Raw genomic sequence first — 24,073 nt, 5'->3', positions numbered from 1 at the left:
TTTTTAACTAGACCTTTTTGAACATGGAACTTAAAAAACTTCTTTCGGTAATGGCACTTCCTCAGCACTTTGATGGGGAGAATTTGTCTGTAAATATTTTAGTAGTACCAACCAATACGGATCCATTTATTAATTGGAATACTGCTCCCGCTAGCCCGAATTCTGTGCCTGGGTTTGCTAATTTTCAGCCTCAATTCAGTCTGGGGATAGTAAGAGGGACTGATGACTTTCCTATCTCAAATCCATTAAATCCAGATCGAATGCCGGTGCTAGTGCCAGTCACCGTCACAGAAGCGACAAAAAAAGCAACTTTACTGGAAAAAGTATCGAAGAGTTTTAAGCTTACCATTGGAAACGCTAACGATAAACTTCCGCCAGTGGTAGATGTTGCAAAGAGCGTGAAAAAGTATCTGCCTGAGACCTATAGGAAAAGCTTCAATTTTACCCAGCCTCGACATCCGAATGCAGTCACAGACGATAGCTATGAATGTGCCGTAAGAGATAAACTGCCTCTCCAGCCAGTTGCTCCTGTAGATAAGATAAGTTGGGGAAAGATTTTCGCCCAAATTCTCAAGCAACCTTTATTGGCAGAAGCTTGCGGAATGGTGTATAAGGTAACTATCCGGATAGAAGCATCATGGTTTGAAGATGGAGGCTTCCTATATGCAGATATTGTAAATGATCCATATGCTTCAGTTCAAAATCAATTATTAGAAGACTCAGAAGGGCCATTAATAAAACGATACGCTGCCAGAATTCCAGCTTTGGTGCCGGGCACCGAACGTCCAGTTTTTGCGGCAGTGACTTTCCCTGTAGTGCACAAGAAAAACACTGACCCGATGCCGGTTATTCCATTTGGGCCTTGGGATGAAGTTTTTCAGGAGGCACGATTATATGATGATGGTTTTGCGAAAATAGTCCATGCTAATCAGCCCAAAAGTGGAAATCTCATAAAGGAAAAAAGAGATGGTTTTCATCCTCAAACTGAGGCAGGAATTAGATTAGGATGGGATGATGAACAGATATTACTGTGGTACATCAGACAGCTGACAGAAAATACGGATGTTCAAGCTGCAGGTTCCGGGTTAAGACTAGATGCTCCTTTGGGTGTGATGGGTTATCATATTGACGTGAAAGAAGCAGAAGAAGGTAGTGTATGGGAAAGTCTAAATGAAGTTGAGATCAATCCAGAAAGTAATTTGGGGAAGGAATTGGCTATATCAACTACCGAACTTCCTTACCAAGTTTATCCTACCAAGCTTACAGGAAAGAATGCCAGCAATTTTTGGTTGCCTATGTATTATGCACATTGGGTTGGCAAAAGCATGGTGACTGAAGATCTTGATGCGCTTTTGATTTATAAAAATGATCAGGAAAATGGAGCTATTTTGAAAGGGAGCCAAGAGAAAAAAGTTGACCCTAATTCCACTTTGATCCCTGCTCCAATTGATACTGTGCTGCGATATGGCCAAAGCTATGATTTTAGAATACGCTTAACTGACATTAGTGGAGGCGGGCCAAGGGTGGATAAGATACCTCTGAACAGTGCGCCTAATCCTGTGACAAATGTCGCCTTCAAACGTTATGTGATTCCCGGTATGCTTAGGATTGACATGCCTAAGCAGCTTCTTCATCAGACTGGAGAATATTTTAACTCCACAGATCCCGCAGAAACATCCTTCTCTTCCAATCCTACGATTTCCCTTCATAGACCATTGTTGGAATATCCAGCGGTAGTTTTTACTCAAAAATATCAGAAGGCAGGTCGGGATCCCATCGAAGAACTGAAGAATGTGGCTGCTCAGAACGAAGTTTTGAAACCAGCTTTAGCAGATCCAGATGTGACTGAAGTATATATCCGGGTAGAGGTCAAATCACTAAGAATGGATAATGCCTTAAGTCAGAATGGTTCTGACGGCTACATCACTTTGTATCAAACCAAACGATTGTTCCCATCAGATTTTGATGCAAGACTGGATATTCCTGTTGAATTTATCGATGTTCCTGTTTTGAATCTCGGAGAAGAAGCCAATCCATTTTTCGTAGATAACTTGAAAAATTCAGATTTGGATGAAATGACCCAATTAATACTTCCTACAGGTAGAAATATTAGAGTGACACTCCGAGGTCTAGCCAGCAGTGAGGAAGATCCAGATGAGTATTTTGGATCTATTGATTCTGACGTTGAGAGTGATAGTAGGTATGGTAAAGTGACACAACTGACTTTTTATAAGGAGCCCTCACAAGAAGGTCAATTACTATTTCCTTTCGGGAATGTGCCTGAATTGCAGGGGATTTTTCTTCGCCCAGAGCGTGTGCCAACGATTAAAAAGAATCTTTTTTCACATCTATTGAAAAGAGTAACAGAAACTGGAGAAGCAGATATTGTAAACAGGTTGGCTGATGCCCTAGGCTGTAAAGCCAAAGGTATGACCATACTGGCTCCGAAAGGGGAAAGAATAGCATTTGGTTGTAGCTCTCGAATTCAGCATTCTTTAGCTCCGGATGGGAGTAGCGTGACTTTCGCCTCTAAAGCAGAATTGCAAGGGCACTGGATTGGCGGGATAAGCTATAAAATGCAAAGAGACTGGACTTGGGATTGCTTGGAAAATGATGCCTTCCAAATCAGTAAGAGATACAAATTCAGAAAGGACCTGGAAAGCGAATGGAGAAACCTGAAAAATGCTGGAGAAATAGAACTTAAGCATACCGTTTCTTTTGAAGCACTACAAGAAGATCGATTTGGGGAAATAAATAGAGGATATACCCGACTGGTATTTATAGACGCAATAGAACCCAAAAACGACCTTAAAAGAGATGGGGTTGAACTTCGATTTCCGGATGAAATCTGGGTTAATTATACAATTATACCAAAGTTCAAACCTAAACATGTCAGTGTCCCTGAAAAGAAAATTGAAGAATTAGTTTTGCCAACAGTCCTTGCACCATCGCAAATGCCTAAAATGAAAAGTGTGGGTCTGGCATTTTCTCCCTATGATAGATCTGATGATTATAGTTCCACTGAGGTGCGAAGAAGACATTTGTGGATTGAGTTTGAGGAGCCGGTAGAGAATCCCGATGACTTATACTTCTGTAGGATGCTGGCAAATGCACCTGATCAGTTGATTTCTAATAATTCTGCCGAGCAGTTATTAGCGCCTGAAGAAAGTCCATTGAATCTTGATCCTGAACTGACAAGAATAATTACTCCTGGTCAGGGCGATGATATGGCGGCAATAGGAGCCATGCAGCAAATGACTAAATCGTTGGATAGTGAGCGGCATTTTATACTGCCGCTACCACCCGGTATGCATGCAGAGAGCCCTGAGCTTTTTGGGTTTTTTACCTATGAATTTAGAGTTGGACATGCACATTTTGATGGTGAAACAAATAATCTTTGGTCCACGGCTCAAGGTAGGTTTGGGAGAGCACTTAGAGTAACAGGTATTCAGCATCCTGCTCCTAATTTACTGTGTACATTGAATAGAGGAAAGCAGCAAATGTATGTCACTGCGCCGTTTGCAAAGGCAGTAATGAATGGCAAAAATGTCACTTCAAAACCACCTAGAACAAGTCTTTGGGCGGTGTTATATGCTCAAGTGTACCAAGCCGACGGACTAGATTTTAGGAATATATTATTGGGAGAACAGGAAATGCAAATCGGGATAAAAATTGTAGATGACAAAGAAGAGTCTGAGCAATTTAAAGATTTGGTGAAAATAGCTTCTGCTCCAAATAAGGTTCCTACGAATGTTAGCTCTTCTTATGTTCAAAATGAAGCATTAATTCTTCAAGGTCATTTGGTAGCTAATCTAAAGGAACTTCATCCAGTAGGCACGGCTAAATTTTCTTCTGAGGAAATTGCAAGTAGATTGAAAATGTTCGGTTTACCGGAAGATAGTCCGCTCAGCGTTTTGGTAGTCGAGGTTTTTGGTAACATTACAAATATTTTTGATCACTTCGAACAATTCCAACAGGTAAAAGACAGTCCAATATTGGAGAAAATTTTAGAGAAAGTTGACAAAGATAAAATCCCACCTACCAACACACCCGAAGAAATGCGTCCATTGAGTAGAGGATTAGGACATTTTAGAATTTTGAGAACATCTCCTCTCACTAAGGTTCCATTTGTCTGCTGCCCCACATGTGAATAGTTGACTGATAAATAATTAGTATAAATACCTCTCATGTCAATTGGGAGGTATTTTTTTTGAACTATCTTGATCGAGAAATTGTGATATTAATCACTTAGCCAAAAACGATAGATTTTTAAATTTGCCATCTTTTTAAAATGATATGACAACGGAAGAACTCAAAGAAGCACTACCTAATTTTACTGACCCTGCATTGCTAGAGCAACTATTGGATAAGGGGCAGATGATGGAATTAAAGGCTGGGAAAGTTCTAATGGAGCCTGGTCAGTTCATTAAAATGGTTCCAATCGTGCTGGAAGGGTCAATAAAAATTTCCAGGATGGATGAAGAAGGAAGAGAGTTGTTTCTTTACTTTTTAGATGCAGGTGAAACTTGCGCTTTATCTCTGACATGCTGCTCTGCCTCAAAAGCCAGTGAAATTAAAGCAGTTGTCGAGGAAGATGCTACCATAATAGCTATACCAATTACCGCCATTGATCAGTTTTCGAATGATTTCAAGCAATGGAAAGATTTCGTTTCAAACACATACCAGAACCGTTTTCAGGAAATGCTGGTCGCCTTGGATGCTGTAGCGTTCAAACGAATGGATGAGCGATTAATGGGGTATATCGTGAAAAAAATGAAACAGCTTAAAACCAATGAGCTTCATACTACCCATCAAGAAATAGCTAATGAGCTAACTACTTCGAGGGAAGTTGTTTCCCGACTTTTGAAGCAATTAGAGAAAAAGAAATGGATAGAATTGGGTAGAAATGTGATCTACATCCGTGATGACTTTGAGGAGTTGATCAGTAAGTGATCAAGTCATTACGAGAAGTGGGACTTTTGAATGGAATACCATTTGAATAGTTTGGCTCCTAGTTAAGACCTGCTCCCAGAGGTTTTTATGTTGGTGGCACATCACAAGGATGACATTTTCATTTTCTTCCAAAAACTGGTCTAATCCTTCTATGGGTGTTTTAGCATAAAAAGTGTGGATTTTAGCTGCTAAGCCTGGGTATTGAGTGCCGATTAAATTTTCCAACTTTTTTATTCCTGGGTCTTCCTCGAAATCATTGGAGGTTTGTACATGGACGAATTCTATTCCGCGTTCCCATCTTTTACTCATGTTTATAACCCAGTCAATGAATTTTTCCTCATGACTAGCAAATTCTAACGCCAGAGCTACCTTTCGAATATCCGCTGCAATTGATTCTGCAGGAACAACTAATACAGGGACTGAGGATTCTTTAATCAGGTTGACTGTAGTGCTCCCGATGAGAGCAAGTTTAATTCCACTGGCACCTTGAGTGCCCATTACAACCAAAGTAGCATCTAGTTCTCTCGCAATTCTAGCTATTGAAATAGAAGCAGTTCCTTCTTTGATGATGGTCTTAAAAATCAGGTTTGAATCCTTATATTTTTCTAAAGTCTTTTGCATCAAAGTTTCTGCGTCACGATGCATGCTTTCCATAGCAATAGAGGCTTGGGATGCAAAGTCAAAAACAGCCTCTATGACATGCACGAGTATTATTTCACCATCTTTTTTCCCAGCAAGTGCTATAGCAAATTCCAATGCACTAATAGAATTATCTGAAAAATCTATCGGAAGAATTATTTTCATGGCTATTCAGTTTCTAACAATAATTTAAGCAAATGTGAAGGAATAAATGAGTGAATCGGCAGATGTAACCAGAATTATTTTGCAACTAGAGCTATCGGAATTACCTTAATAAGGTTATCAAAGTATTTTGTCTGTTTTGAAGCCAGTGTAACAATTGTCACTTCGTCCTCTGAGGATCACTGGTACTTTTGTACCATCAAATCTTAGAAATTCATTATGGAAATCATCGTTTTTGTTGGTTATGCAGCGGCAGTTGTGATAGGTGTAAGTTTGGGACTCATTGGTGGAGGAGGGTCTATATTGACTGTCCCTGTCCTTGTCTATATATTAGGTATAGACCCAATTTTGGCTACTGCATATTCACTTTTTGTGGTTGGTAGCACTTCCCTGGTTGGGTCATTTACCTATATGAAAAAACAGCTGGTGGATTACAAGACTGCTTTAGTTTTTGCAATACCTTCTTTTATTGCCGTTTTCTTAACCCGAAAATTTATCGTCCCAGCTTTACCAGATCCTTTTTTTGACATGGCAGGATTGGAGATCACCAAAAGCATTGGAATCATGGTATTCTTTGCCTTGATCATGCTGGCAGCTTCATATTCTATGATCAAGGGAAATGGAAGTGTAAATGATGATGAAGAAACCGAGGTTAAGTTCAATATACCGTTGATCGCGGTGGAGGGAATCGTAGTAGGATTGATCACAGGAATAGTCGGTGCTGGTGGAGGGTTTTTGATTATCCCTGCACTGGTTCTTTTAGCTAAGCTTCCCATGAAAATGGCTGTAGGGACATCACTATTAATTATAGCAGCAAAATCTTTAATTGGTTTTTTAGGAGATGTTACCAATCAAACAATTGATTGGAAAATGCTTTTGATTTTTACAGGCTTATCGATTATTGGGATTTTCGTAGGTAGTTCCTTATCCAAAAGGATAAATGAAAAGGCCCTCAAAAAAGGATTTGGTTGGTTTGTTCTACTTATGGGGATTTATATCATTACCAAAGAACTAATGTCTATGTAGTTTTTGTAAAAGCATGCCTAAGAGGTCAAGGCTCCCTTCCTTAAACCTTAGTGTTACACTTATTAGTTGAATCTAAAAATTCTTTAAAATAGTTTCTTGATTTAAAAATCCAGTTGAAAAGTTGACATCGTAAATGCGATAAATCAACTATTCAACAAATGAAAAAAATAAACATTTTACCCTCACTAATTGCCAGTATGATCTTTTCTCTGGCATTTTTATCCTGCGATGATAAGGATGATGACATGGTTCCAGCAGTTGAATTGCCAGGAACAGCCCCTGAAGTAAGCTTTACCGGGTTAACTTCAGACAACAAAATTTTAATGTTTGATGCACGAAGTCTTTCTACTCCTTCCAGTTCGGTGGATATTTCCGGTTTGGCTTCTGGAGAGATGATCGTTTCAATTGATTACAGACCCGCTACAGGACAGCTTTATGCACTAAGTTCCATGAGTCGTTTGTACCATATCAATGAAAACTCAGGAGTAGCTACGGCATTAGGTACTGGAGCTTTTACTCCTGCATATCAGGGAGCTAATCCGTCTTTAGATTTCAACCCAACAGTAGATAGGGTAAGATTAGTTACAGAGTCTGGACAAAACCTTAGGTTACACCCAGAGCTTGGAACTGTAGTAGCAACAGATGGATCAATCAATGGCGGAATGAATCCAAGAATCGGCGCTGTAGCGTACTCCAATAGCTTTTCAGGTACTACCATGACAACGCTTTTCGATATTGACTTTGAACAAGACAAACTTTATAAGCAGGTCCCTCCAAATGACGGTGGACTGGAAGAAGTAGGTGACTTGGGGGTAGACTTTGAAGGTGTTGGTGACATGGATTTGAACCCTGATAACTCTGTGGCTTTGGCAGTAAATAGAAAGGATGATGAATCAAGGCTCTACACAATTGACCTTAACACTGGACAAGCCATGTGGGTAGGTACATTTTCTCAGCCAGTGGTAAGTATTGCATTCAAGACTAACCCAATTGCCTACGCAACCGACGCAGCAAACAAACTTTACAGATTTGACCCTACTAACCCAAGTCCAATCGCCGTCGATATGATGGGATTGAAAGCTGGGGAAATGATTGTTGGACTCGATTTCCGTCCTGTGAATGGTCAGTTACTTGCCATTTCTAATATGAGCCAGTTATATAGCGTCAATCCATCAAGTGGAGCAGTTACGGCGATCGGTAGTCCGCTAATGCCAGCTGCGATGGGATCTTATATTGGATTTGATTTTAATCCAACAGTGGATAGAATCCGTCTGATCACCGAGACCGGACAAAATCTAAGACTACACCCAGATTTGGGTACAGTAGTAGCAGTGGACGGAAGTCTTAACCCAGGTGCGCCAATGGCGAGTGGAGCAGCATATACCAAAAGCTTTGCAGGAACTACTTCTACAGCACTATTCGTAGTAGATGCTCAAAACGATATGCTGTATCAGGTGTCTCCTCCAAATGATGGGGTTCTCGTAGCAATCGGACCACTAGGTATAGATTTGATCGATGATAACGGATTCGATATAGGTGGGACCTCTGATATGGCCTATGGAGTATTTACCGTAGGATCTGCTTCTGGAGTTTATTCAGTAAACCTGATGTCAGGAGCGGCTTCAAAAGTTTCAGATCTTAATTTTACGCCTACTTCAATGGCTTTAGGGTTAGGATTCTAAATTTTTCAATAGCAAAAAAAGGGAGTAGTTTTTGAAGCTACTCCCTTTTTTTTATATCATTTTTTCACCCACGGTAAACCATAATATACCAACTGAGCCAAATTACCAAGGGAATATAATAACTGATGAAAACGACTAATCCGCATTCCCCAAATGGGCGACGACTGATCATATGAAAACCATATACCCAGACAATTCCGTAGATTATCTCGAAGATATTAAGAGTTGCAAATGCATAATGGTATTGAGGGGCTACATTTTCCGATCCTAATAAGGAGAGTAGCGATAAAGGCCGAAATTCATCTATTTCCATAAAAGTGACTCCAGCAGAAGGAGAAATGTAAATCAATAGTCTTATCAGCTCTGGGAAAATAAAAACCATTTCTGCAATAAGAGCAAACTGCCAGAGTTCTTTATAAGGTACTTTGTATCCTATTAAAAAGGCTCCAAGCCAAAAGAGGAAAGATATTATGGTGAATTTCCAGAGTAGGGCAAAAGGAGTCCAGAGGTAGTTTAAAGCATTAAAAATGTGAAAAATCATAAAGTCACCCCTTGCTTCCAGGTTATTATAATCTGGGATGGCTTCCAGAATTAAGGTGTTTGTGAGATACCTGATCAGTAAAAACAAAAACACCAGTACTAAAAAATAAACTCGTTTGTCGAAATCAATTAGTTCTTTCAGACGTTGTGCTTCTGGTGTTAAAGTTTTAGCCATTATAGTGATGAATCTTGGTCAAATCTAAAATTTTGTTTGGGAATACCCCTAATTTTGAGTTCTAAAAAGAGATAAATATATGTCAACACGAATCGTAATGATTCTCAGTATTTGGTTTGCCGGACTTGGCATTGCTCAGGCGCAGCAAGCCGAAACTGATTCTATGTTCTTTGCGCCTTCTAAGTACCTACTCCTGGACAAAGGGCTTCAGTTTCGAATTACTGAGGCTATCAACAGCATGTACAATTTTGATTTTGCCACAGCAGAGAGAGATTACGCCGTGCTTGCCATTCAATACCCTAATCACCCTTTGCCAGAATTTTTAGTCGCGTTGGGATATTGGTGGAGGATAGAAGTGGATGTGACCAATGAAAAATACGATGCAGTTTTCATAAAATACCTTGACCGGGCTATTGAAAAAGCTGAGACCATGTTTGAAGAGGATGAGACCAATAAGGAGGCTGCGTTTTTTCTAGCAGCTGGCTATGGGTTTAAGGGAAGGCTGTATTCCGAAAGAAAGAGCTGGACAAAAGCTGCTTGGGCCGGAAAGAATGCATTGAAATACATGGATTTAAGTAGGGGAGAAGAGGAGTTCAATCCAGAATTATTACTTGGAGATGCACTCTTTAATTATTTCTCAGAATGGATCCCCGAAAATTATCCTCTTATGAGGCCTGTGATGGCACTTTTCCCAAAGGGGAACAAAGAGCTGGGATTACAGCAACTTGAAGAAGTTGCCAATAATGCATTTTACACGCGGATCGAAGCCCAGTATTTTTTGTTCAGATTATATGCATCCGAAGAAAAGGAACCATTCAAAGCGTTACAGATCTCTGAGTATTTGCACACAAAATTTCCCGAAAACCCATATTTCCATAGATCCTATGCCCGCCACCTTTATGCCGTCGGGCGGTGGACGGAAGCTGTACAACAATCAAGGGAAATACTCGAGCGAATAGATGCTAAGCAAACTGGCTATGAGTCTAACAGTGGGAGATATGCTGCATTTTATATGGCTCAGTATAATGAGAGAATTGGTAATCGAGCGGAAGCAAAGAAATATTACCTCAAAACACTTTCTTATGGAGAAGAGTCAGAGTCTCAGGAAAGTGGCTATTATCTTCATTCCTTACTTCAGCTAGGTAAGCTAGCTACGGAGGAGAAAAATAAACAGCTTGCAAAAGACTATTTTAAAAAAGTAAAGAAATATGCGAAGCGAAAACACCCTGCTCATCAAGCAGCTCGAGATTATATCAAAAAGAATAAACTTTAATCCAATTAGTACCGTTTTAAAAAAAGAATAACAGGAGATAATTTGAATTTTTTAAAGGAGGCAAGGGATTTTGAAAGGATTGTTTGTGTATAGGCCTTTAAATCTTAAGAAAATTTTGATTTTCCTCTTTAAAATTCTGATGAATGGTTTAAAACAATCATCAATTATATTAATTTTGTGCGATATAAAATTTTGTAAATGCAAGAGATCATGGATCATAGCTTAAGAATAAAATTCGATAAAATCGACAGGAAGATTCTGGAAATATTACAGGCTAATGCCAAAATCACAAATGCTCAATTGTCAAAAGATATTGGCCTTTCACCTGCTCCTACCTTAGAGCGAGTGAAGAAATTGGAGCAGTCTGGAATCATCAAGAGTTATCATGCTAAGCTTGATCCTGAAAAGATCGGCTTGGGAGTCAGCACTTTTGTGTTGGTGAGCTTGATTGGTCATAATAAGGGGAATATTGAAGCTTTCATGAAGGAGATTAATATAATTCCTGAAGTGATTGAATGTCACCATATCACAGGAACTGGAGATTTTATCCTAAAGATTATTGCCAAAGATATTACTTCATACCAAAGTCTGATGCTTGAGAAGGTATCTGAAATCAAAGAAGTAGATTCCATGCAATCCATGGTAATTTTATCTACTTTCAAAGATTCTAAAGTAATGCCAATTCCGGCTTAATCAGCCTTTACTAATAGTTAAGGGGTGGCGTAAGTCACCCTTTTTTTTTGAACAAATGGAACGAAACCCCTGGAAAACCAAGAAGATTAATCCGATTTATGAAAATCCCTGGATTAAAGTGGAGCACCATGAGATCATTAATCCTGCTGGCAATGATGGTATTTATGGTAAGGTGCACTTCAAAAACAGAGCAATGGGTATCATTCCCATTGATGAAAATGGGAATACATGGCTAATCGGCCAATACCGCTACACTTTGGATGAATATACCTGGGAGATCCCTATGGGAGGCGGACCAATGGCTGAGGATAATCTGGAAAGTGCCAAGCGGGAATTGAAGGAAGAAACTGGGCTTCAAGCCGAAAAGTGGACGGAAATTATGAAAATCCATACGTCAAATTCGGTAACTGATGAAGTAGGCTTTGTTTATTTAGCTGAAGAGCTCACCCAAGGTGATACTGATTTTGAGGAAACTGAAATTTTGAAAATCAAGAAATTGCAATTCACTGAAGTTTTGGAAATGGTTATGAATGGAGAGATTACCGATGCAATCAGCATTGCCGGGATTCTTAAGGCAGCTAGGATTCTTAATTTATAACATGACAATCAAGGATCATTTTAAAATCACCTTCACCTTGGCATTTCCAGTTGTTCTAAGTCAGCTGGGACAAGTATCCGTGGGTGTGGCTGACAGTATGATGGTGGGTCGGTTAGGAGCGGTTCCTCTGGCTGCAGCTTCACTGGGAAATAGTATTTTTTTCGTTATTCTGATGTTTGGAATGGGGATTTCTATGGGAATTACTCCCTTGATTTCTGTGGCTGAGGGTAAAGGGAAATTCAAAAGGATAGGACATCTTTTCCAGCATGGCTTATGGATCAACATTGCAACTGCTCTGCTGTTGACTGTAGTCGTAATTGGTTTGTCACAAGGGCTTCATTTCCTCAATCAGCCTGAAGAAGTGGTCAAATTGACTATTCCTTACCTGTATATTATTACGGCATCCTTATTTCCCTTTATGATCTTTCAGACCTTCAAGCAATTTGCCGAAGGCCTCTCACAGACAAAACAAGCGATGTATGTAACTATTTTCTGCAATCTGGTGAACGTGTTTCTGAACTGGGTTTTGATCTATGGCAAACTTGGCGCACCTGAAATGGGGCTGAATGGAGCTGGTTTGGCTACCCTGATTTCCAGAATCATGATGCCAATAGCGATGGGATTATATGTAATGAAATCAAAGCGGTACAATGTGTTTAATTTGAAATTGGGGATTGATAAGCTTAGGTTTCTGCTTCTCAACCGAATTTTGAAAATCGGTGTACCCACAGGATTTCAATATATTTTCGAAGTGAGCGCCTTCAGTGCTGCCGCTATCATGATGGGCTGGATAGGAGTCAATGCACTTGCCGCACATCAGATTGCTATAAATCTTGCTTCAATCAGTTACATGATGGTTTCTGGTCTGAGTACCGCAGGGATGATTCGTGTGAGTAACCAGATAGGCAGAGGCAACTTCAAGGGCATGCGTGAAGCTGGAATGGTAGTTTTTGGAATGGTTTTGATCTTTATGTCTGTCACCGGATTGCTGTTTATTATCCTGCGGTTTTATTTACCTACGCTATATATTGACCACAATGAAGTAGTTGCTTTATCGGCTTCCTTGCTGATCATCGCAGGATTATTTCAGCTTTCAGATGGGGTTCAAGTAGCAGGTCTGGGAGTCTTGAGAGGTCTTGAAGATGTGAAATTCCCTACTTTGATCACCTTGGTAGCTTATTGGGTTATTGGCCTGCCGTTGGGTTACTTCTTAGCCTTTGAAATGGGATTTGCTGAAAAAGGTATTTGGTATGGGTTATTGATTGGTTTAAGTGTGACGGCTGCCGTGTTATTTTACCGTTTTCACAAGTTGAGTAACCGGATGATTGAAGCAAATAAACCAATAGTCACTGACTAAGTTCACTCAGTCCTATGTCAGACTTACCTTTCTACTTTTTGTTTTATATTAATGAAAAATCCACTTACTATGATCAAAAAGCTACTTTTCGTATTTACTCTTTTCCTGATTGCCAATCAAAGTTTCGCTCAAAATGTAGCCGTTCTCACCCAGCGCCAACAAGCTGATGTGATCGATAGCTGGTTGGATTACCGCATCCAAAACCTACTTCCTAGCCTGATGACTGAAACAGGCATCGATATGTGGGTAGTAATTTCCAGAGAATACAATGAGGATCCCGTGATCCGAACTATGCTGCCTGCCACTTGGCATGCTGCGAGGAGGAGAACGATTCTGGTGATGTATCAGCCTTCTAAAAATGCTCCTGTGGAAACTTATGCCGTTGCTCGATACGATGTGGGCAAAGCCTTTAAAAGAGCTTGGGATCCAGAAAGCCAACCTGATCAGTGGAAAGCTTTAATGGAGTTGATTTCTTCAAAAAATCCTAAGAAAATAGGGTTGAATTACGCTAAAGATTATGGGCATGCAGACGGGTTGACTACAAATGAGCATCAGATGTTTTTGGAATATTTGCCTCAAAATCTCCAGAAAAATGTTTTTTCAGCCCAGACGCTGGCTGTGCGCTGGTTGGAAACCAGAACTGAGCCTGAAATGGCCACTTACAAGCATATTCAGGAAATCGCACATGCAATCGTGGCAGAAGGATTGTCTGAAGCCGTAATCACTCCCGGTGTGACTACGACTGAAGATGTGGTCTGGTGGTACAGAGAGAAAATAAAGTCCATGAAACTGGACACCTGGTTTCATCCTTCGGTGGATATTCAGCGAGCAGATCCTGCCAATAATGAGCAGAATAGAAACTTTGCCACTAAATCTCCTGAATCGGTGATTTTGCCGGGGGATTTACTTCATGTGGATTTTGGGATCACCTACCTGAGATTGAATACCGATACACAGGAAATGGCCTATGTACTTAAAGCTGGAGAAACCAAAGTTCCTGAGTATTTAAGCAAAGCTTTTGCCCAGGGAAATAGAGTGCAGGATATTTTGACTTCTAATTTTGTGACAGGTAGGACTGGGAATGAAATTCTTCGTGCTTCCCGCAAGGTTTTGGATGCAGAGGCAATCCGAGGGAGTATCTACACGCATCCACTGGGTTTTTACGGACACTCTGCCGGGCCAACTATCGGCATGTGGGACAATCAAGGCGATACACCTGGCGCTGGAGATTTTCCACTCCATGCGAATACTGGCTATGCAATTGAATTGAATGCTGTGGTGTTTGTGCCGGAATGGAATAAGGATGTTAGAATAATGCTTGAAGAAGGAGCTTTATTTGATGGGGAAAAAGTGACTTACTACAACGGAAGGCAAAAGGAGATTTTTGCGATTCCTAGAGTGAATGCTCATCTTGGGAATTGATGACAAACGTTGGATGTCAGGTGTCCGATGTTGGCTGAGCGAGGCCTGATTGCTGAATTGATAAACCTCTGTTTTTATGTAGTGAATTTCACCTGAGAAATCTTCACATGCCAACGGCATGAGCTGTAATAGCCCAGTATGAAATGCTGTGTAATTGAATAGATGAGAAAAAATGAATGCCAACGTCATGATCAGTAATTCATTAGAAAATAGTAAGGTGGTAAAATAGATTTTAGAGGATTTGGCTTTTCTGTCGGCTGACAAAAAGCAAAGTCACAAACGCCAGACCTGCAAAACCTGCACTGGTTAAGAATACCAAACGGAAATTTTCAGGGCTATTTGCAAACAGAAATCCAGAGACGAGTGCACCAATTCCTATTCCTGCTTCCAAAAATATATACATAGTCGCCAGCGCTCGACCTCTATATTGATCCAGTGATAAATCTACCACCCAAGCGGCAGTTGTTGGGCTATACATTCCTACTGCACAGCCAAAAAGAACACCTGACCCGAGTAGCGCAAATTTGGTTTCTGCCAAAGCGATTAATACCATTGCACAAACTAGCGTGGCACTGGCAGCTCGCATCACCGGGATTCTCCCATATCGGTCAGATGTTTTGCCTGCCAGCAACCGGATTCCCAAGGAAGAAAGTGTGAATACCCCGAAGAACAGTCCTTTGTTCTCTATGCCTAGATGACTAGAAAAATCCGGAATAATCGTCAGCACCACACCAAAGGAAAAGCAACACAGAAAGAGAATTGTCGCGGGTACAAGCACTCGCTTTTCTATGATTTCATGTCTGTTTAACTGAAGCATCTTCCAGGAAATACGCTCCTTGTTTGGTAACGTTTCTTTCAGCTTCAGTAAGATCAAAATGGAAAATATGGCAGTGAAAGCAGATACATAGAAAACTGTAGCAATAGGAAATAGGGTAGCTAGCCATCCGCCAATAGCTGGACCTGCTGCCATTCCCATGGATCCAAAGAGTGAAAATAAGCCCATTGCCTGTCCACGTTTCTGATAGGGAACTATGTCGGCCACGTAGGCTGAAGCACCGGTAGGCGTGAAGCCTGTAGAGAATCCATGGGCAAACCTTAGAAATAAAAATCCGCCTACAAAACTGAGTAGGGGATAAAGCATTCCTACTACAAAGCAGACAGAAGCGCCAATCATCATCACAGGAATTCTTCCGATTTTATCTGCAAGCTTCCCGCTGAATGGTCTGGAGAGTCCTGCGGATAAAGTAAATAAGGCAATAATTAACCCTTTGTAATCAGCTCCACCTAGTGAAGTCAAATAATCCGGTAGCTCCGGAATAATCATGTTAAAGGAAGCGAAAAACAAAAACGAGCTCAGGCAGAGTAGGGAAAAGTCTAAGGTGAAAAAAGAGTGTTGGGTTCGCATGGGTGACGCGAAATTAAGGAAAAAGAAGGGATGAGAAGCAGGAATCAAGAATCAAGATGTAAGTATCAAGGCATAAGTATCTAGTATCAAGACATAAGTATCAAGAGAGAGGAGCTGAGAGATAATGAGACAAGAGCATAGAGTCAAGTATATTTTGCCTGACCACGAAGGTAGTCGAACTCGTCCATCTCAACCAAAATCTCTTCATCAAAACATAAAATCTGCTTTTCGTTTTCGGGGTAAATGATATCTTTAGGGAGTTCTTTTTTAATAACTCTTTTTCATGACTGTTTCCGAATACGTACAGAGTATCAATACCCGCTATAAGTTAGGCCATGCCACCGAGCATACCTTTCGGGGTGATCTACAAAATCTAATTGAATCGCTAGTTCCCAATATCTCCGCAACCAACGAACCCAAACGACAGGCTTGTGGAGCTCCTGATTACATTCTGACGAATAAAAAGGAAATCCCCGTCGGCTTCATTGAGGCAAAAGATATAGGAGATGCTGATCTTACAGGCGCGAAAAAGAACGGAAACAAAGAACAATTCGACCGATACAAAGGATCTCTGGACAACCTGATCTTTACTGATTACCTCGATTTTTACTATTACAAAAGCGGGGAACTCGTTACTTCCATTTGCATCGGCGTGGTGGATAGTGGGAAAATCCTGCCACTTCCTCATAATTTCCCTGCTTTCGAACTTCTCATCAAGGAGTTTACCACACATATCAGCCAAAGTATCAAAAGCCCAAAGAAACTGGCTGAGATGATGGCGGGTAAAGCAAGAATGCTGGCTAATGTGATCGAGAACTCCCTGAATTCCGATGAGATCAATCAGGAGAATTCCACCCTCAGAGAGCAGATGAATGCCTTCAAGGAAATCCTCATTCATGACATTACCCCAAAGGAATTTTCGGATGTCTATGCCCAGACGATCTCCTATGGGATGTTTGCAGCTCGATTGTATGATGAATCTTTAGATACCTTTTCCAGACAGGAAGCAGCTGAACTGATCCCCAAGTCTAATCCCTTCCTGCGAAAGCTCTTCCAATACATCGCCGGCTATGATCTGGACGATCGGATCAAATGGATCGTGGATGCGCTGGCGGATATCTTCCGTGCTGCGGATGTGAATGCCATTCTGAGCAATTTCGGCAAAGCCACCCAGACCGAGGATCCCATCATCCACTTTTACGAGACCTTCCTAAGTACTTACGATCCCAAGCTGCGCAAAGCCCGTGGGGTTTGGTACACGCCGCATCCTGTTGTGAACTTTATCATCCGTGCCGTGGATGATATTCTGATCGATGAGTTTGACTTGCCGATGGGGCTGGCGGATACTTCCAAAACCACCATCAAAGTGCCTATCCCTACCCATGACAAGAGATTCTCCGGTGGAATGCGGGAAGTGGAGCAGGAAGTGCATCGGGTACAGTTTCTCGATCCTGCTACAGGTACGGGTACCTTCGTGGCGGAAGCGATCAATCATATTTATTCCAAATTCAAAGGTCAGCAAGGTGTATGGAATTCTTATGTGGAAAATCACCTGCTGCCCCGCATCAACGGCTTCGAACTCCTGATGGCATCATATGCCATGGCGCATCTGAAGCTGGACTTGGTGCTCAAGCAAACTGGCTACACGGGTACCAAAGGCCAACGCTTCCGCATCTATCTGACCAATTCCCTAGAGGAATATCACAAGGATACGGGTACGCTCTTCGCCAACTGGCTCTCTGCCGAGGCCAACGAAGCCAATCAGATTAAGCGCGATGCGCCCGTGATGATCGTGGCAGGAAATCCGCCTTATAGTGTAAGTAGTACGAATAAAGGAGAGTGGATAGAAAGCTTAGTAGCAGATTATAAGAAGAATCTAAACGAAAGAAATATCCAACCACTATCGGATGATTACATCAAATTCATTCGTTACGGGCAGCACTTTATTGAGAAAAATGGGTCAGGAATCTTAGCTTATGTGTCCAACAATAGTTTTTTGGATGGACTAATTCATCGACAAATGAGACAGGAATTGCTAGATACTTTTGACAAGATCTATATTCTTGACTTGCATGGAAATGCCAAAAAGAAAGAAACAGCTCCTGATGGTTCCAAGGATGAAAATGTATTTGACATTATGCAAGGGGTTTCAATAAACATTTTTATTAAGAAATTTGGAAATATAAGTAATGAGCCTTTCGAGTTATATAGCTTTGATTTATTTGGAAATAGAAAATTCAAATATGATTACCTGAAAAATAATAGTTTAAAGTCTGTGAGTTGGCAAAAGTTGAACTGTTATGAACCAAACTATTATTTTGTTAAAAAGGATTTTATAAATATTAATGATTACGAAAAAGGATTGAAAGTTAATGAGCTTTTCCCCTTGAATAGTGTAGGGGTAGTAACTTCAAAAGATGCAGTTTTAATTAGTCTTTCAAAAACTCATTTAGAAAGTCAAGTTGAATCATATTATCAAATAAAAATAGATAAATCGTTAATCAAATTAATTGATTATAGACTATTCGATAAAAGATTCATATACTATGATACTAAGCTAATTGACAGAGCAAGAGATAAAGTCATGAAGCATATATTCCAAAAGAATATTGTTTTAAACATCCCAAAGCAAGCAATAAGAGGTTTTAGACACGTATTTATAGGAACATCTCCTCCAGATAAAAATTATATTGATTCTGCTGGCCAATTTGGAGCAGGAAATGCATTTCCTCTCTACCTCTACCCAGATTCCGATTCCCAACTTTCCTTAGATTCCAAAGCCACCCGAACTCCGAATCTGGATATGAAACTGGTGGCAGAAATCGCCAAGGGATTGGGGTTGAAGTTTACTTCAGAAAAAGAGGAGGAAGATACTTTTGCTCCCATAGATTTGCTGGATTACATCTATGCGGTATTGCACTCGCCGAGCTATAGAGAGACCTACAAGGAGTTTTTGAAGATAGATTTCCCTCGGGTGCCTTATCCTAGCGATGTGGAGGAGTTCTGGAGACTGGTCGCCCTAGGCGGAGAACTCCGATCCCTGCACCTGATGGAAAGCCCAAGCCTAAACGACTACATCACCGAGTACCCCATCGGCGGCGAAAACGAAGTGGAGAAGCCGCATTTCGTCATTGCGAGGGAGGAACGACCGAAGCAATCTGTTTCAGACGAAGAGACTGCTTCGGTGAAAAACCTCGCAGTGACGGGAAGAGTCTATATCAACTCCGAGCAATACTTCGCCAACGTACCGGAACTCGCCTGGAACTTCTACATCGGCGGCTACCAACCCGCCCAAAAATGGCTCAAAGACCGCAAAGGCCGCACCCTAGATTTTCAGGATATCCTGCATTACCAGAAGATCATTAAAGCGCTTGTGGAGACGGATAGGGTGATGAGGGAGATAGATGAAATTGAATTATAATTATTTGAAATGAAAAAGTTATTTAGCGTCTTGTCTCTAATTATAGCTGGAATTACAGCTATTATTATGTTTTTTTCATTTTATTTAGAATATGATAATAAAGAATTGACATTATTTAAAGATTCTCATGATATATATTTGTCTGACGAATATGATTTTTTTGACTATAATGATTCACTCGAATACGATGAGTTTTTGACTATAATGCCATCTAAGATCAGTATAAATGTTGATTCAATTAAGTCTAGAAATATTTCAATTTCTAAATGGATAATTGAAAATTCTGGCAGTTCAGTAATCCAAAATGACTCACTCTCTCCTCCCATAAAAATACAATTGCCTAAAGAGAATAAAATCTATCTAGCATGGCTAGAGGGCTCATATATTGATGAAGATAAAAGAGAACTTGAAATTGACACAACTTTAAACACAGTACTAATTCGTGAATTCTTACTTAACAATAATGACCAACTGTGGATAACGATAGTAAATGAATTTACAAGTGCAAAAAAAAATAATCTTAATCCAATTTTTTCATATAAGGACGAAGGAATTACAGGATTTAAATATGCTGAAGACTGGGATCCACTAAACATAAATAACTATGTTAATCTTTATGTTGGGTTTTATGGGTTTCAAATCTATGTATTTTTCATTGTTGGAATTGTCATATTTTCAATTGGCAGTTTTAAAATTATAGTGTTTAAATTATCAAATAAACGAAAATTAATAGAATTGATAATAAATTTTTACTTGTCAATTTCTTTAGCTTCTATAATCACATCCTTAATCTTTAATTTACCAATTGGGATTGAGATTTCATTTTTAATTTCGGTTCTCATAATTGTTTACTACATAAGACTATACCTGTTCATTAAATCTCACTAAGAAAGCCCCACTAAGCGTAGATTGTATCTACGCTTTCTTATTTTATGGATTTTGTAATTCCTCTGAAAAGAGTTCAACCCTTTCAGGGTTGCCGTTTTATCATCCATTTCTGTGTCCCCCGGTTGCACCGGGGGCTATTGAAAAGTTGGACCACTTCGTGGTCGTAAGTTGCAGGCGGAAAATCAGGCCGATCAAACGATCCCGAAGGGATCAAACCTCTCAATAGCCATGGGTAAAACCCATGGATAAAAAAGTCTACCCATGACCTCCCACGATCCTGAAGGGATCGAACTTTTTTTCTCTCCCATGGTAAGCGGATATACGGAGTAACCTTTGACTAAGCGTAGATTGTATCTTCGCTTTTTTATTTTCTACTATTTGTAATTCCCAGGATGTTCAACCTCCCGAAATAATCGGGACAGGCACTTCGGGGTTACCATTACCTATCACTATTTCACGATTCCACGGGTTTCACCCGCGGTTATTGAAAAGTTGGACCACTTCGTGGTCGTGAGTCGCAGGCGGAAAATCAGGCCGATCAAACGATCCCGAAGGGATCAAACCTCTCAATAACCATGGGTGTCCGCGATAGCTATATCGGGACCCATGGATAAAAAAGTCTACCCATGACCTCCCACGATCCTGAAGGGATCGAACAATCTCGCAATACCTTTTGCCAATGCCACACAAATTCCCGAAATTCCTACACGCCATTTTTCCACTAATTCCAGATTTTTATGAGCACTTACACACAACTTATTTACCACATCGTTTTTTCCACCAAACACCGGGAACCCATACTTATCAAAGACCACAGACGCAGACTTTTTGCCTACATCCACCAACTCCTTACCAACAAAAATTGTCACCTCTATCGGATCAATGGTGTCGAAGATCATTTGCATATTCTAACCCATATCCATCCAACCATTGCAATTGCTTCAATGGTAAAGGATATTAAACTTGCCTCTATTGAATTGATCAAACAGGAAGATATTTTTCCTGATTTCCAGGGTTGGCAAGACGGCTACGGCGTATTTTCAGAAACTATAAAAGCCAAAGAGAGGCTCATGAACTACATTAAAAACCAGGAGGAACACCATCGGAAAGTTACATTTATCGAGGAGTACAAATCCTTGTTGAATGAATATGAAATCAAATTTGATCCTAAGTACCTTTTATAGGTTCGACCTATGACAAGTTCAACCTCCCGAAATAATCGGGACAGGCACTTCAGGGTTGGCATTTCATCTCAACATCTGGCTATCCACGGGTTGCACCCGCGGTTATTGAAAAGTTGGACGGCTTCACCGTCTTATGATATCCAATTCAATTTCTTAATTGCATGATCACCCCATGGTCGTGCGTATGACTTGCTCGGAATAATTAAGGATCCCGAAGGGATCAAGCCTCTCAATAACCATGGGTGCAACCCATGGTAAACGAATATCCGAAACCACCCCACGACCCCGAAGGTGGTCGAACATCTATTAGATAATTCCAACTTATCTGCTCAGATCACCCATTTATCACTTCTGAGCACATATTTATCACTGCAGAACACATAATTTTCTCCCCCGAACACATAATTATCAGTCCTGAGCACATATTTTTCACCTTCGATCACATACTTATCAGCTTAAAGCCGCAATGGATCTGCTCGGAACAGATCATGATCACCTTGGAATAATTAGCTAGCAGCTTGGAGGTGATACTTCGCAGATCTGATCAGATTTTGTGCTGCTTCTAGGGAATGGCGACCTAGATGAGACCTTCCAGGTTTTCAAAACCTTAAAGGTCTTTTCGTTACTTTACTTTTTATTCCTGGTCTTTTTGGTTCACCCATAAAAAAAGCCGGAAATTTCTTCCCGGCTTTAGGTGAGTGGAGCAACTTTTTAAACTCCCGCTGGATCTCCGCCACTGCGTTTGCTTCGCTTTTCATAGCGCACTCTCAGGTCTGCAAACACTGGTTTAGAACTCGGCACGTTGGCTTTTACAGCACCTTGTACGGATCGGTAATACATGTTGGCCTGCTCCATCACTTCTGAGCCCGCCTCCATCAGCGTATCGTCCAAGTTGCTTGTAAGCTGGTTCATGGCATTATACACCGGTCCCAATTCACTAATTGCTTTCCAATCTTTCTGCATTTCTGCCACATCGGCATAAGGAGGCAAAAATTCAGGATTGGTCACTACATACTCCATTACCTTTTCTGCAAAGGGCCTCGAAGCTTCACCCATCTTCGTGAGTGCTCTTCGTTCATCTACTGTCAGGGCTATTAAAAGTGGCCCTAACTTCTCTTGCAATACCTTCACTGCATCATTGATTGCCTGAAGGTCTGCTGGGGGGATAGTAATCGATACACGATTTTCCATTGTAAAAATTGATTAAGTGGATAAAAATTTAACTTAGTTCAAGATAACTAACTAATACTATATAATTCACTAACTAATTAAAAAAAATTAGAAAAGTAACTTACTTATTTATTGAGGGATAGGGATTGAATGTAAAATCTAGTCCAGCTTCTGAGATAGCAGGGCCACAGCGGGGCAAAATGACTTTGTAAGCAGGAAATTAGAACAAAAAAAGGCCAGGAACAAATCCCAGCCTTGATGTTTTACTTCGTTTTACTAATGCCTATATAAGAAATTTAGGCGCTCTTGACTGTTTTCTGCAACTGAAAATAGCCAACCGACAACTGCCTTTACTCCTTATTCGCCTGTTCCTCGCTTTGCGCGAGCAGAAAGGCTTTCATAAACTCATTCAATCCTCCATCCAGCACATGCTGTGTATCAGAGGTTTCATGGCCTGTTCGGTTGTCCTTTACCAACTTGTATGGATGAAGCACATAGTTTCGGATCTGCGAACCGAAATCTACCCGCATTTTGGAGGATTCGATCTTTGCGATTTCCGCATTTCTCTTCTCCAATTCCATTTGGAACAAACGGGATTTCAGCATTTGCATGGCCTTTTCCCGGTTGGCAAGCTGAGAACGCTCGATCTGACAAACTACCACGATTCCCGTAGGCTTGTGAGTCAGTTGAACCTTGGTTTCCACCTTGTTCACGTTTTGTCCACCAGCACCACCTGATCTGGAAGTATGCAACTCCACATCTGCAGGATTGATATCGATCTCTATGGAATCATCCACTTCTGGGTAAGCATATACCGAAGCAAAAGACGTATGTCTTCTTCCTCCCGAGTCAAATGGAGAGATTCGAACCAAGCGGTGTACGCCAGTCTCGGATTTCAAAAACCCATAGGCTAAGGGACCTTCAAACTCCAGTGTGCAGGATTTGATGCCAGCTACTTCTCCTGGCTGCATATCTACCTCCTTTACTTTGTAGCCGTTTTTCTCACCCCACATGATGTACATACGCATGAGGATTGAGGCCCAGTCATTGCTTTCTGTTCCTCCTGCGCCGGGATTGATTTCCAATACAGCATTCAGCTGATCCTCCTCCGAAGAGAGCATTTTCTTAAGTTCCAGCTCTTGCACCGCAGCCTCAGCCTTGATATACTCAGCTTTGATTTCTTCTTCAGAAACCTCATCTGCGCTGTAGAACTCAAACAAAACGTCTAGATCCTCGATAGTCTTATTGAGATCTTCGAATGATGTAGTCCAAGCTTTTCGGGCTTGAATTTGCTTCATGCTTTTTTCTGCCTCTTCTGGGTTGTTCCAAAAATCAGGCTGGGCCGAAACGGCCTCTAGGTCTTCTATTTCTGCTTTCTTACGATCGTAGTCAAAGATACCTCCTCAAAGCCGATGTGCGGGCTTTCAAGTCTTTCAGTTGTTCTGAAGTCATCTGTCTAGGTTAAAATTTAGGTGGCAAAAGTCC

At 40.8% G+C, this 24,073-nt stretch carries 17 protein-coding genes; 12 read left to right on the top strand and 5 right to left on the bottom strand.

Annotated features, from left to right (window positions below; genetic code table 11):
- Positions 1-23: 23 nt before the first annotated feature.
- The gene (locus tag ACPUEN_RS07055; protein ID WP_425639398.1) at positions 24-4,154 is read left to right on the top strand and encodes a hypothetical protein; all 4,131 of its coding nucleotides are present in this window, start codon (positions 24-26) and stop codon (positions 4,152-4,154) included.
- Positions 4,155-4,296: 142 nt separating this feature from the next.
- Entirely contained in the window at positions 4,297-4,953 is a 657-nt protein-coding gene (locus ACPUEN_RS07050) for a Crp/Fnr family transcriptional regulator (RefSeq protein WP_425639397.1), read from the top strand.
- Here the strand turns inward: ACPUEN_RS07050 and ACPUEN_RS07045 are convergent, their stop codons facing one another.
- Complete coding sequence (locus ACPUEN_RS07045; RefSeq protein WP_425639396.1) at positions 4,954-5,757, bottom strand: universal stress protein; 804 nt, start codon at positions 5,755-5,757, stop codon at positions 4,954-4,956.
- Positions 5,758-5,973: 216 nt separating this feature from the next.
- On the opposite strand from ACPUEN_RS07045, the gene ACPUEN_RS07040 reads away from it, so the two are divergent.
- Both ACPUEN_RS07040 and ACPUEN_RS07035 read left to right on the top strand, forming a co-directional pair.
- Positions 5,974-6,780, top strand: coding sequence for a sulfite exporter TauE/SafE family protein (locus ACPUEN_RS07040; protein ID WP_425639395.1), 807 nt, complete (start codon positions 5,974-5,976; stop codon positions 6,778-6,780).
- Positions 6,781-6,938: 158 nt separating this feature from the next.
- Positions 6,939-8,462, top strand: a complete 1,524-nt coding sequence (locus ACPUEN_RS07035; RefSeq protein WP_425639394.1) for a DUF4394 domain-containing protein — start codon at positions 6,939-6,941, stop codon at positions 8,460-8,462.
- 64 nt (positions 8,463-8,526) lie between these two features.
- Here the strand turns inward: ACPUEN_RS07035 and ACPUEN_RS07030 are convergent, their stop codons facing one another.
- Positions 8,527-9,177, bottom strand: a complete 651-nt coding sequence (locus tag ACPUEN_RS07030) for a sulfate ABC transporter permease (protein ID WP_425639393.1) — start codon at positions 9,175-9,177, stop codon at positions 8,527-8,529.
- A 79-nt stretch (positions 9,178-9,256) separates the two neighbouring features.
- Here ACPUEN_RS07030 and ACPUEN_RS07025 point away from each other — a divergent pair, with 79 nt between their 5' ends.
- The 5 genes from ACPUEN_RS07025 to ACPUEN_RS07005 all read left to right on the top strand — a co-directional run bounded on the left by ACPUEN_RS07025 (position 9,257) and on the right by ACPUEN_RS07005 (position 14,520).
- Entirely contained in the window at positions 9,257-10,450 is a 1,194-nt protein-coding gene (locus ACPUEN_RS07025; protein WP_425639392.1) for a tetratricopeptide repeat protein, read from the top strand.
- Positions 10,451-10,660: 210 nt separating this feature from the next.
- Positions 10,661-11,143, top strand: a complete 483-nt coding sequence (locus tag ACPUEN_RS07020) for an Lrp/AsnC family transcriptional regulator (protein WP_111613135.1) — start codon at positions 10,661-10,663, stop codon at positions 11,141-11,143.
- 55 nt (positions 11,144-11,198) lie between these two features.
- Positions 11,199-11,741 (top strand): NUDIX domain-containing protein, encoded by a 543-nt coding sequence (locus ACPUEN_RS07015; protein WP_425639391.1) that lies wholly within the window; start codon positions 11,199-11,201, stop codon positions 11,739-11,741.
- Position 11,742: 1 nt separating this feature from the next.
- The gene (locus tag ACPUEN_RS07010; RefSeq protein ID WP_425639390.1) at positions 11,743-13,098 is read left to right on the top strand and encodes an MATE family efflux transporter; all 1,356 of its coding nucleotides are present in this window, start codon (positions 11,743-11,745) and stop codon (positions 13,096-13,098) included.
- Between the two features lie 69 nt (positions 13,099-13,167).
- The gene (locus tag ACPUEN_RS07005; protein ID WP_425639389.1) at positions 13,168-14,520 is read left to right on the top strand and encodes a M24 family metallopeptidase; all 1,353 of its coding nucleotides are present in this window, start codon (positions 13,168-13,170) and stop codon (positions 14,518-14,520) included.
- A gap of 232 nt (positions 14,521-14,752) precedes the next feature.
- Here the strand turns inward: ACPUEN_RS07005 and ACPUEN_RS07000 are convergent, their stop codons facing one another.
- A complete protein-coding gene (locus ACPUEN_RS07000; RefSeq protein WP_425639388.1) occupies positions 14,753-15,925 on the bottom strand; it encodes an MFS transporter in 1,173 nt (390 codons plus the stop codon).
- A 283-nt stretch (positions 15,926-16,208) separates the two neighbouring features.
- Here ACPUEN_RS07000 and ACPUEN_RS06995 point away from each other — a divergent pair, with 283 nt between their 5' ends.
- The 3 genes from ACPUEN_RS06995 (at position 16,209) to tnpA (ending at position 21,418) form a co-directional block, all read left to right on the top strand.
- A complete protein-coding gene (locus tag ACPUEN_RS06995; RefSeq protein WP_425639387.1) occupies positions 16,209-19,346 on the top strand; it encodes a type ISP restriction/modification enzyme in 3,138 nt (1,045 codons plus the stop codon).
- Between the two features lie 9 nt (positions 19,347-19,355).
- Complete coding sequence (locus tag ACPUEN_RS06990) at positions 19,356-20,234, top strand: hypothetical protein (RefSeq protein ID WP_425639386.1); 879 nt, start codon at positions 19,356-19,358, stop codon at positions 20,232-20,234.
- A 737-nt stretch (positions 20,235-20,971) separates the two neighbouring features.
- Entirely contained in the window at positions 20,972-21,418 is a 447-nt protein-coding gene (tnpA, locus tag ACPUEN_RS06985) for an IS200/IS605 family transposase (RefSeq protein WP_425639385.1), read from the top strand.
- Positions 21,419-22,129: 711 nt separating this feature from the next.
- Here the strand turns inward: tnpA and ACPUEN_RS06980 are convergent.
- Entirely contained in the window at positions 22,130-22,609 is a 480-nt protein-coding gene (locus tag ACPUEN_RS06980) for a hypothetical protein (RefSeq protein ID WP_425639384.1), read from the bottom strand.
- Positions 22,610-22,938: 329 nt separating this feature from the next.
- Positions 22,939-24,040, bottom strand: a protein-coding gene (prfB, locus tag ACPUEN_RS06975; protein WP_425639383.1) for a peptide chain release factor 2 whose coding sequence is annotated in 2 segments (ribosomal slippage) — positions 22,939-23,979 and positions 23,981-24,040 — 1,101 coding nt in all. Because the reading frame shifts where the segments join, the coding sequence is not laid out codon by codon here.
- Between the last annotated feature and the right edge of the window lie 33 nt (positions 24,041-24,073).

The organism is Algoriphagus yeomjeoni (assembly GCF_049821175.1).
GTDB lineage: Bacteria > Bacteroidota > Bacteroidia > Cytophagales > Cyclobacteriaceae > Algoriphagus > Algoriphagus yeomjeoni_A.
This window is presented reverse-complemented; position numbering and strand designations above follow the sequence as displayed.

Coding starts and splice junctions, on each gene's coding strand:
- ACPUEN_RS07015 (WP_425639391.1), top strand. CDS start 11,199: ATGGAACGAAACCCCTGGAAAACCAAGAAGATTAATCCGATTTATGAA.
- ACPUEN_RS07020 (WP_111613135.1), top strand. CDS start 10,661: ATGGATCATAGCTTAAGAATAAAATTCGATAAAATCGACAGGAAGATT.
- ACPUEN_RS07000 (WP_425639388.1), bottom strand. CDS start 15,925: ATGCGAACCCAACACTCTTTTTTCACCTTAGACTTTTCCCTACTCTGC.
- ACPUEN_RS07030 (WP_425639393.1), bottom strand. CDS start 9,177: ATGGCTAAAACTTTAACACCAGAAGCACAACGTCTGAAAGAACTAATT.
- ACPUEN_RS07050 (WP_425639397.1), top strand. CDS start 4,297: ATGACAACGGAAGAACTCAAAGAAGCACTACCTAATTTTACTGACCCT.
- ACPUEN_RS06995 (WP_425639387.1), top strand. CDS start 16,209: ATGACTGTTTCCGAATACGTACAGAGTATCAATACCCGCTATAAGTTA.
- ACPUEN_RS06980 (WP_425639384.1), bottom strand. CDS start 22,609: ATGGAAAATCGTGTATCGATTACTATCCCCCCAGCAGACCTTCAGGCA.
- tnpA (WP_425639385.1), top strand. CDS start 20,972: ATGAGCACTTACACACAACTTATTTACCACATCGTTTTTTCCACCAAA.
- ACPUEN_RS07010 (WP_425639390.1), top strand. CDS start 11,743: ATGACAATCAAGGATCATTTTAAAATCACCTTCACCTTGGCATTTCCA.
- ACPUEN_RS07045 (WP_425639396.1), bottom strand. CDS start 5,757: ATGAAAATAATTCTTCCGATAGATTTTTCAGATAATTCTATTAGTGCA.
- ACPUEN_RS06990 (WP_425639386.1), top strand. CDS start 19,356: ATGAAAAAGTTATTTAGCGTCTTGTCTCTAATTATAGCTGGAATTACA.
- ACPUEN_RS07055 (WP_425639398.1), top strand. CDS start 24: ATGGAACTTAAAAAACTTCTTTCGGTAATGGCACTTCCTCAGCACTTT.
- ACPUEN_RS07025 (WP_425639392.1), top strand. CDS start 9,257: ATGTCAACACGAATCGTAATGATTCTCAGTATTTGGTTTGCCGGACTT.
- ACPUEN_RS07040 (WP_425639395.1), top strand. CDS start 5,974: ATGGAAATCATCGTTTTTGTTGGTTATGCAGCGGCAGTTGTGATAGGT.
- ACPUEN_RS07035 (WP_425639394.1), top strand. CDS start 6,939: ATGAAAAAAATAAACATTTTACCCTCACTAATTGCCAGTATGATCTTT.
- ACPUEN_RS07005 (WP_425639389.1), top strand. CDS start 13,168: ATGATCAAAAAGCTACTTTTCGTATTTACTCTTTTCCTGATTGCCAAT.